Consider the following 273-nt stretch of genomic DNA (forward strand, 5'->3'; position numbering starts at 1 on the left):
GCGCGGAAGTTGTGGTGATTGCGACGGGCGGCACAACCACCAACTCTATTACGCTGTCGTGGCCGCGTATGCCTCTGGCTACTGGCTACCGAGTGTATGGACGCACACAGGGCTCGACGTACGGGCTGATGGTGACGGTGGGGCAACAATCCACGGACAACATCACGTTTACTGACGACGGCACTATTCCGAATAGCGCTATCGACACAACGAAACAGCCGATCACGGACCCGACGAAGGCCGCACCGCCGTCCCCGACGTTTGGTGTTTCGG

The 273-nt window shown here is 59.7% G+C and carries 1 protein-coding gene; it reads left to right on the plus strand.

The features are described 5' to 3' along the window. Window positions 1-273, plus strand: a 273-nt coding sequence (locus AC1RPJ_RS08165; protein WP_481762908.1) for a hypothetical protein, incomplete at both ends; no start/stop codon positions are given.

This window comes from Dellaglioa sp. CoH-57-MRSF-17 (assembly GCF_056782015.1).